Source organism: Bradyrhizobium sp., assembly GCF_049581145.1.
In the GTDB taxonomy this organism is placed as follows: domain Bacteria; phylum Pseudomonadota; class Alphaproteobacteria; order Rhizobiales; family Xanthobacteraceae; genus Bradyrhizobium.
On sequence record NZ_JBAURI010000047.1, the window covers coordinates 1 to 9,374 of the forward strand.

At 63.0% G+C, this 9,374-nt stretch carries 5 protein-coding genes; 2 read left to right on the forward strand and 3 right to left on the reverse strand.

Annotated features, from left to right (window positions below; genetic code table 11):
- A partial coding sequence (locus tag WCB02_RS01435) for a response regulator (protein ID WP_423955546.1) occupies window positions 1–2,811 on the reverse strand: 2,811 nt, incomplete at its 3' end.
- 136 nt (window positions 2,812–2,947) lie between these two features.
- Between WCB02_RS01435 and WCB02_RS01440 the strand changes: the two genes are divergently transcribed.
- A complete protein-coding gene (locus WCB02_RS01440) occupies window positions 2,948–4,249 on the forward strand; it encodes an NRAMP family divalent metal transporter (protein ID WP_423955548.1) in 1,302 nt (433 codons plus the stop codon).
- Between the two features lie 248 nt (window positions 4,250–4,497).
- A complete protein-coding gene (locus WCB02_RS01445; protein ID WP_423955550.1) occupies window positions 4,498–6,150 on the forward strand; it encodes an NAD-dependent malic enzyme in 1,653 nt (550 codons plus the stop codon).
- Between the two features lie 25 nt (window positions 6,151–6,175).
- Here the strand turns inward: WCB02_RS01445 and WCB02_RS01450 are convergent, their stop codons facing one another.
- A complete protein-coding gene (locus WCB02_RS01450) occupies window positions 6,176–7,522 on the reverse strand; it encodes an MmgE/PrpD family protein (RefSeq protein ID WP_423955553.1) in 1,347 nt (448 codons plus the stop codon).
- A 213-nt stretch (window positions 7,523–7,735) separates the two neighbouring features.
- A partial coding sequence (locus WCB02_RS01455; RefSeq protein ID WP_423955555.1) for a potassium transporter Kup occupies window positions 7,736–9,374 on the reverse strand: 1,639 nt, incomplete at its 5' end.

The window sequence follows — 9,374 nt, forward strand, 5'->3', positions numbered from 1 at the left end:
GCCGCCGGTGAGCTGGCCGATCGCCTCCATCTTCTGCGCCTGCCGAAAGGCCTCTTCGGCCTGCCGCCGCTCGGTGAGCTCCACGGCCTCCGGCGCGATGGCAACAACCTGCCCGCTTTCATCACGCACCGGCCGCATCTGAAAATCGAACCAGCGCCAACCGCCGACGGGAAGGTTGACGTGTATTTCCCGCCTCATTGGTTCGCCGCCGGCGACCGTCGCTACCGCCGCGCGTACCATCTCCGGCATGCCCGGCGTCCCGGCGAACCAGGGCGTTTCCCAAAACGGCACACCGACCACCTGCTCGAGAGTCGCATTGATTCCTGCGAGCGAGGTCGCGTTGGAATCCAGCACCGCGCCGTCGGTCGCCAGCAGACTCTGGTAGGTATAACTCGTCTCGAAGATCGTGCGCAGGCGCGCTTCCTTGGCCTGCAACTCCGCCGTACGTTCCGAAACCTGGATTTCGAGCCTCTCGTTGACATCGCGCAGCATATCCTGCGTCTGCCGGCGCAGATTTGCCATTTCGATGTTGACGCGCACGCGGGCAAGCAATTCCCGGGCGCTGAACGGCTTGCTGAGATAGTCATCGGCACCGGCCTCCAGCCCCTCCACCTTTGCCTCCTCGCCGGCGCGGGCCGACAGGAAAATCACCGGCACATCCCGCAGTTCGGGATCGCTGCGCAACGCTTGCAGCAAACCGAAACCGTCAAGCCCCGGCATCATGATATCGGTCAGCACCAGATCCGGACGCCTGCGCCATGCCCTCTCCAGTGCGGCCCGGCCGTCGGAGACGACCTCGACGTCGTAACGCTCGGCAAGCAGGCGACGCACATAGTCACGCATGTCGGAATTATCGTCGGCGAGCAGCACGCGTTCTCTCGGCGTCGAGGCCTCGGAGTGCGCAAACCCACTATCGCCGGATGACGTTGCGTGGCCCGTGCCGGACGGAGCGCCTCCTTCCAGCCATCCGATGGCTTCATCGACATAGGCCTGCGCGCGCAGGTTGCTGGATGCCTGGACACCTGGCGCGTCCAGGCGGCCGGTCGAGAGATGCGCGGTGCCGAACGGCATGATGATCGTGAAGACGGTGCCGCGCCCCAGCTCACTTTCGACGCGGATGTCGCCGCCGTGCAGCTTCACCAGTTCCAGCACCAATGCGAGCCCGATACCGCTGCCCTCATACGACCTCCCGCGTGCGCCATCGACCCGGCGAAATCGCTCGAACAGATGCGGCAATTCGGAGGCCGGAATGCCGGTGCCGGTATCGCGAACCGAGATTTCGGCATGCTCGCCATCGGCAGCCACCCTGACCGCAACACCGATCTCGCCTTCGAAAGTGAATTTGAACGCGTTGGACAGCAGATTCAGGACGATCTTTTCCCACATATCGCGGTCGACATGGACCTGATTCGGCAAAGCTGGCGCATCGATCAGAAGCCGCAGGCCCGCTTTGTCGGTGGCGGAGCGGAAATTCGCAGCCAGCTCCGCCGTGAAGCCGGCAAGGTCTGTGGCCTCATAGCTCGCCGTCATGCGGCCGGCTTCGATGCGTGAGAAATCGAGCAGCGTGTTGACCAGCTTCAACAGGCGCGTGCCGTTGCGGTGAACGACGCCGAGCAACGTTCGCTCATCCGCGCCCAACAGCGCCTCAGGCCGGCCCAGCATGTCTTCGAGCGGACTCAGCATCAGGGTCAGGGGTGTGCGGAATTCGTGGCTGATATTGGAGAAAAATGTGGTTTTGGCCCGATCGATCTCGGCCAGCGCTTCGGAGCGGCGGCGTTCTTCCTCGTAGGCGTCGCCATTTTTCACCGCCGCCGTGATCTGGCCCGCCACAAGGTCGAGGAATCCGGCGTAGCCTTCGTCGTAAAGACGGAATGGGCTCAACCCAGCGATGATGAAGCCGGGTCGGCCGTTTTCGCCACCGGACAGGATGGGAAGAACGATGGCCCGGTTCGGCGGCTGGCGCCATCCGCCGCTCGGAAAATCGAACCCGAACAGGTCAGGCAGGTTGTGCACGAACTGCGGCGCATGGTGCCGAAGCACATCTGTCAGCGGCCACGATGTCGTCGAACTCAGCGAAATCACAGGCTCGACCGCCGGATGATCCGGCGCGATACCCGACAGCGCCACGAGATGCGCCTCGCCGGTCCGCGGCTCGATCATGTAGATCATTGCAAAAGGCAGGTCGAGCAGGTCCGTCGCCAGTGCGCCGGCGCTCTGCTCGCAGGCCTCGCGCACGCTGCGCGCCCCCGCCGCGCTGCTGGCGAGTTCGCGCAACAGCGAAAGCTGGCGTTCCCCGATCACGCGCTGGGTATCATCGGTATTGGCGCAAAAGATGCCGCCCGCCATGCCGTCGTCGGTGGGAATAGGACTGTACGAAAACGTGTAGTAGGTTTCCTCGGGGAAGCCGTTGCGCTCCATGATCAGGAGCTGCGCCTCGGAATAGGTCCCCTCATCGCCGACCATGGCCTTGTCCAGCAGAGGAGCAATGTCTTGCCAGATTTCCTTCCAAACTACCGAGGTCGGACGTCCGAGCGCCCAGGGATGTTTGCCGCCAATGATGGACTTATACGGATCATTGTAGAGATAGATCAGCTCCTTGCCCCAGCCGATCCATATCGGTTGCCGCGAGGTCAACATGATCCTGACCGCCGTCTTCAGGCTCTGAGGCCAGGAATCGGGCGGACCAATCGGCGTGCTGGCCCAGTCGAATTGCTTCATCAGGCCGGCCAGTTCGCTGCTGCCGACGAAAAGCGCCTCGCGACCGACCGCATGTCGACTGGCCTCAAACTGGTGGATTTCCGCTTCAGACAAGATTACCCCCGGCGGTCACGCAATTCGGCGAGACCCGAGAACGCGTCGCCGCACCTTAAGTTCCGCCCAATGGAACTTTACCACCGCGGCGACTTTTGAAGGGCTAACTCCTCGCAGGAACAATCTTAAGGCATCAATGCCTCCCAAGGCACGAAACAGTCGCGCTGTGCGGAAGATCTCCGCGAGCTCCGCGCTTCGCTCACTCGGTCCGGGTTTGGTTACCGGCGCGGCCGACGACGATCCATCGGGTATTGCGACCTATTCGCAAGCCGGCGCCCAATTCGGCTATGGGCTGCTCTGGACGGTATTTCTGACAACGCCGTTCATGATCGCGATCCAGCTCGTCAGCGCACAGATCGGCAGGGTCACCGGCAACGGCCTCGCCGCCAATGTGATGGAGCTGATGCCGCGCTGGCTGGTCCTGGCGCTGGTGCTTCTGCTGGTTGCCGCGAACACCTTCAACATTGCCGCCGACATCGCAGCGATGGGAGAAGCCCTGGCGCTCGTCATCGGCGGCCTCAAGCATGAACACGCGCTGATCTTCGCCTCGATTTCGACCCTGCTGCAGGTGTTCGTGCCCTACCGTCGTTATGCGCCGGTGCTGAAGTTTCTGACGCTGACGCTGTTCGCCTATGTCGCGACCGCGCTGACCGTCACGATTCCCTGGAGCACCGCGTTGTTCGCGATGATCTGGCCGCGAGCAACCATCAATGCCAACTATTTCCTGATGGTGGTGGCGGTGCTTGGCACCACCATCAGTCCCTACTTGTTTTTCTGGCAAGCCTCGCAGGAAGTCGAGGAAATGAATCAGGGCCGGGTCGACCGCCCGCTTCGGGAGCTCGCCAAGGGCGGCCGGGTCGCGCTTGACCGCATCAAGATCGACACGACGGTTGGCATGATCTTCTCGAACGTGATCGCTTTCTTCATCATCCTGACGACCGCCGCGGTCTTGAATGCCCACGGTGTCACCAACATCAATTCGGCGACGCAAGCAGCGGAGGCGTTGCAGCCGCTGGCAGGCCAGTTCACCTTCCTGCTGTTTGCCCTTGGCATCATCGGCACCGGCCTGCTGGCGATCCCGGTGCTTGCCGGTTCGGCCGCCTATGCCGTCGCCGAAGCCTTCGGATGGCATGCCACGCTGGAGGCCAAGGCGCCCGAGGCCAAAGGCTTCTATACGATCATTGCAGCCGCCACCGTCATCGGATTCGGACTGGGCTTCACCGGGATCGACGCCATTCACATGCTGGTCTGGAGCGCCGTGCTCAACGGCGTCGTCGCGGTCCCGATCATGGCAATGATGATGGTGATCGTCTCCAACCTGAAGCTGATGGGCCGGTTCAAGGCAGGCTCATGGCTGCTCGTGCTGGGGTGGGTCGGCAGCGCCGTCATGGCGGTTGCCGTCATCGCTCTGTTTTGGTCGTTCCTCGCTGGCGGTTAATCCTGCCCCAGAAACAGCCGGACTGCCCTTCGCAGCAGGCGCACAGCGCCCGCGGCGGCTTTGCAGCACTGCAACATGCGGATCGCGTCAACCCGATTTTGTGCACTTCAAGCAAATCTGATGGCGAGGGCGCCATGTCATTGGTGCGCTGCGGCATCAGGTTTGTGTGTTAGTATCGCCAAATCATCAGCCATGCCATAAACGGCGGGCGCGGAAATAAAAATCCACACGTCCTTGGGGGAAATGCCTTGAGTAAACCTGACCGTATCAGCTCACCCTCGCCTCGCTATTCATCGTCACCTCACGGACTGGCGCTGTTGCGCGATCCGCTGCTCAACAAGGGCACCGCTTTCACCGAACAGGAGCGCGATGCGCTGGGACTGCGTGGCTTCCTGCCCGCGACCGTGCTATCAATGGAGGCGCAGGTCGAGCGTGTCCTGACCAACCTGCGAAGCCTGCCATCCGATCTGGAAAAATACGTCGCGCTGAACTCGCTGCATGACCGTAACGAGGCGCTGTTCTTTCGCTTGGTCTGCGACCACATCGACGAAATCCAGCCGCTGATCTACACGCCGACCGTGGGTCTCGCCTGCGAAAGATACGGATTGATCTTTCAGCGGCCGCGCGGGCTGTTCATATCGGCCACCGATCGCGGACATATCGCGGAGATCCTCGGCAACTGGCCCTATCGCAGCAAGCTGATCGTGGTGACCGATGGAGAGCGGATCCTCGGCCTCGGCGATCTCGGCGCCAACGGCATGGGAATTCCCGTTGGCAAGCTGTCGCTCTATTCCGCATGTGCCGGCATTCACCCGGAGCTTTGCCTGCCGGTCATGCTCGATGTCGGCACCAATAACGAAGAGTTTCTCAACGACCCCTATTATATCGGCCTTCGCCGCAAGCGACTCACCGGCGCGGCCTACGACGAACTGGTCGACGAGTTCATTACCGAGGCCCGCGCGGCGTTCCCCGGGGTGCTGATCCAGTTCGAGGATTTCGCCAATCACTCGGCCTTCCGCTTGCTGCACAAATATCGCGTCGATGCCTGCGTCTTCAACGACGATATTCAGGGCACGGCCGCCGTGGCGCTAGCCGGCCTGTTCTCCGCGCTGCGGGTCAATGGCGGCAAGCTCAGGGATCAGACCTTGCTGTTTCTTGGCGCCGGCGAGGCCGCGACCGGCATTGCCGAACTGGTGGTTTCGGCCATGGTCGCCGAAGGTGCCTCCGAAGCCGAGGCGCTGCGGCGCAACTGGCTGGTTGATTCGCGCGGCCTCGTGGTGCAGGGCCGTCCCGGCCTTTCCGGCCACAAGCTGCGCTTCGCGCACGACCAGGCGCCGCTCGGCGACTTCCTGACGGCGATCAAGGCGCTGAAGCCCACGGCGATCATCGGCGTCGCCGCGGTCGGCGGCGCTTTCACGCCCGAGGTGCTCGAGACCATGGCGGAGATCAACGAGCGGCCGATCGTGTTCGCGCTCTCCAATCCGACCTCGAAAGCGGAATGCTCGGCCGAGGAGGCCTATCGGCATACCAAGGGCCGCGCGCTGTTCGCCTGCGGCAGCCCGTACGATCCCGTGACACTCGACGGCAGGACGTTCGTGCCGCGCCAGGGTAACAACTCCTACATCTTCCCCGGGGTTGGCCTGGGCGCCATTGCCAGCGGGTCGAAACTGGTGACGGATGAGATGTTCATGGCGGCAGCCCATACGCTGGCCAACTCCGTGAGCGAGGCCGATCTCAAACAGGGCAGCCTCTATCCGGCGCTGCCGCGGATCCGGGAAGTTTCGGCCCAGATCGGCGCGGCGGTTGCCGGCGTCGCCTACCAGCGCGGCCTCGCCAGCGGGCCGACACCCAACGATCTCGTCGGATTCGTCCAGTCCCAGATGTACGACCCGCATTATTGAAGCGCTTGGTTCCCGGACAAAGCGATCAGCTGCGCTGAAGCAGGCGCCGCAGCGTGCCGATATCGGCGAGCTTCTCGATGTCAAGAACGGTGTCGATCAGGCGCGTCGCCGGATCACGCCCGAGCACCGGCGCCGCCAGGTCGCGGGCCTTCTCGATGACTTCGTCGCGCGTCATCGGATTGCGCGGCGTCCCGCGCACCGCGGAGACCCGCTCCGAGAGATGGGTCCCGTCCGCAAGGTCCACCTCGACCACCGTCTCCCGCACCGGCAACAGCTTGGCGAGGGCCTCGTCGCGCACCAGATCGACCTTGGCCCGCTGCTTCAAGACGGCAGCATCCTGCATGCGCGGCTTGTCGTGCGCGGCATGGAACGACACGGTCTTGTCGATCAGCATCACCGCCATCATGTGCTGCAGGCAGATATCGGGGATCTCGCGATTGTCCACCACGGTGGCGACCGAAGGCGCAAGCCGTACCGTCACCTTCTTCACCTGATCCGCCTCGAACGGGGTTTTGCTCCTGATCGTCTCGAGCGCATCGAGCGGACCCTGGATCGGCGAGCCGACGGACCATTTCTTGATGTCGGTCTCCGCGATCTCGTAGCGCTCGCCGAGTTTCTCCACCACGCGATCGGGTTGCGCCTTCGGCGCATAGGCGGCAAAGAAATTGTCGGGACCTGAGAAGATGTCGTCGACACCGTTCCAGCCTGATTTGACCAGAAGGGCCGCGGTCACGCCGTTGCGCGCCGGCATACCGGCGAAGACAAACGCCTTCTCGATATGATCGGTGTCGCGGCGCCAGGCGATGATACCGGACGATTGCTGCGCCGTGTAGTCAAGCACCCAGCGCATCTGGCGTTCGTCCAGACCGGCGGCGCTCGCGGCAGCCGCCGCCGCGCCAAACGTCCCGGCGATGCTGTGGGTGGAAAGGCTGCTCTCGTAGCTGAAGGCAGCACCTCCCATCGCCATCACCACACGCGTGCCGATGTCATAGCCCAACGTCATCGCCCGCAGCAAACCGCTGCCGTCGATGCCATACACCTCGCACGCCGCCAGGGCCGCCGGCACCACGGCACACCCCGGGTGGGAGCGGGATTCGTTGTGCGAGTCATCGGTCTCGTCGGCATGCGCCATCACGCCATTGGCGAGCGCCGCGTCGATCGGCGGAGCGGTCAGCGCCGAGCCTACCACGGTCGCCGCCCCGCCGCCGGTGTGTTCGCGGATGTAGCGTTGAGCGGCCTGACCAGGCGGCAATTCCGATCCCGAAATCATTGCGGCCATCGTATCGAGCAGATGGTACTTGGCCTGCTCGATGACCTCATCGGGCAGCGGCCGCGTGCGGGCCGCGCTCATATAGGCGCTGAGCGTGCTCATCATCCCTCCGGGGCCGGGGCTCGCTGCCTGAGCGAATGCGCGAATGGGCGAAGCATCGAGCGCCATCGCCGTGAGGCCGATAAATCCACGCCGCGATATCATCGAGCTCTCACTGATCAAGCAAACCGGCCAAGTCCAGAGCCGATTTCGAAACGGAGCGTTGGGTCTTGTTCGGCACAGCCGTTATTGGCTCAAACCATGCGCGAAAACGGTTTAAATCGCAACTTGCCTGCCGATCTCGACGACCTGGTCGTTCGGGAGACTGAAGAAATCGCTGACATGCTGCGCGTTGCGTTCCATGACGGCAAACATCCGCTCCTGCCATGCCGGCAGGCCCCTGCCGTCCTCGCGTCGCACGACGGTTTCGTGCCCGACATAGTACGTGACATCGCCGACGTCGATGGTGCATCCGAGCATCTTGCTCGTGGTCAAGAGCTCAGGAATATGCGGACGCTCCATGAAGCCGAAACGCGCTTCGGCCCGCCAGACATTGGGCGCGACCTCGTCGATCCTGAGCCTGTTGGTTGCAGCAACCCACGGCACCGACAGGATCTCGACGCGCAGCACGAAGAGATGTTCGTGCAAGGCGCGGTTGTGCTTGACATGCCAGACCATCACGGGCGGAGTATCCCGCTCGGTTCGGGTCAGGAACACCGCGGTGCCCGGAACCCGCGGCACGTTCTTTCGAGCGATCTCCGCCATGAAGTCCTTGATCGGAATCAGTGCCTCGTGGATGCGCACCGAAACCGCGGCCGCGCCGCGATGCCAGATCCACATCAAGCCGTAGACCGAGACGGCCAGCATCAGCGGCACGTAGCCTCCCTCGGCGATCTTGGTGAGGTTGGCGAGGAAGAACGCGCTGTCGATCAGGAGGAAGCAGGCGGCGACCCCGCCCGCAGCCGGCAGGCTCCAGCCCCAGATCTCGCGCATCGCGATGAACAACAGCACCGACGTCATCAGCATGGTCAGCGACACGGCGATGCCGTAGGCCGATGCCAGATTGTCGGATTTTCCGAACCCAATCGTCAGCCCCACGGTCACCGCCATCAACAGCCAGTTGACGACCCCGACATAGATCTGTCCGTAACCTTCCGACGAGGTCTGCTTGATCTGCAGTCGCGGCAGCCAACCGAGCTGGATCGCCTGCCGGGTCATCGAGAAGGCGCCGGTGATGATGGATTGGCTGGCGATGATGGTGGCAATCGTCGCCAGCAGGATCAGCGGCAACAATAGCATCTGCGGACAAAGCCTGAAGAAGATATTGCCCTCGGTCGGCGCGCCCTCGAGCACCAGCGCCGCCTGGCCCGCGTAATTCACGATCAGGCTCGGAAACACGATCGCAAACCAGGCGAGCTTGATGGGACCGGCACCAAAATGCCCCATATCGGCATACAGCGCTTCCGCACCGGTGACGCAGAGAAATACCGCCCCCAACACCAGGAAGCCGGTGGCTCCGTTGGAGAACAGATATGACAAGCCATAGACCGGATTGAGTGCCAAGAACACGGCGGGATGCTTTGCGATGCCCCATAACCCGAGCAGAGCGATGGTGACGAACCAGACCAGCATGATCGGACCGAACATCTGGCCGATCGTGGCCGTTCCCCGGGATTGGATCGCAAACAGCGCCAGCAAAATCGCGACTGCCGCGGGCACGACATAGGGCTGCAGCGCGGGTGTCGCCATGTTGAGCCCCTCGAGCGCCGACAGGACCGAGATTGCAGGCGTGATCGCGCCATCGCCATAGATCAATGCGGCGCCGAACAGACCAAAGGCCACGATGGTTGGCCGGTGCTGCTTCTTCACACCGAGCAAGGCCATCAAAGCGAGAATGCCACCCTCGCCGTCATTG

What these genes read in the sequence shown, in the direction of transcription:
- WCB02_RS01440 (WP_423955548.1), top strand. Translation starts at nt 2,948, where the DNA reads ATGCCTCCCAAGGCACGAAACAGTCGCGCTGTGCGGAAGATCTCCGCG.
- WCB02_RS01450 (WP_423955553.1), bottom strand. Translation starts at nt 7,522, where the DNA reads ATGAGCACGCTCAGCGCCTATATGAGCGCGGCCCGCACGCGGCCGCTG.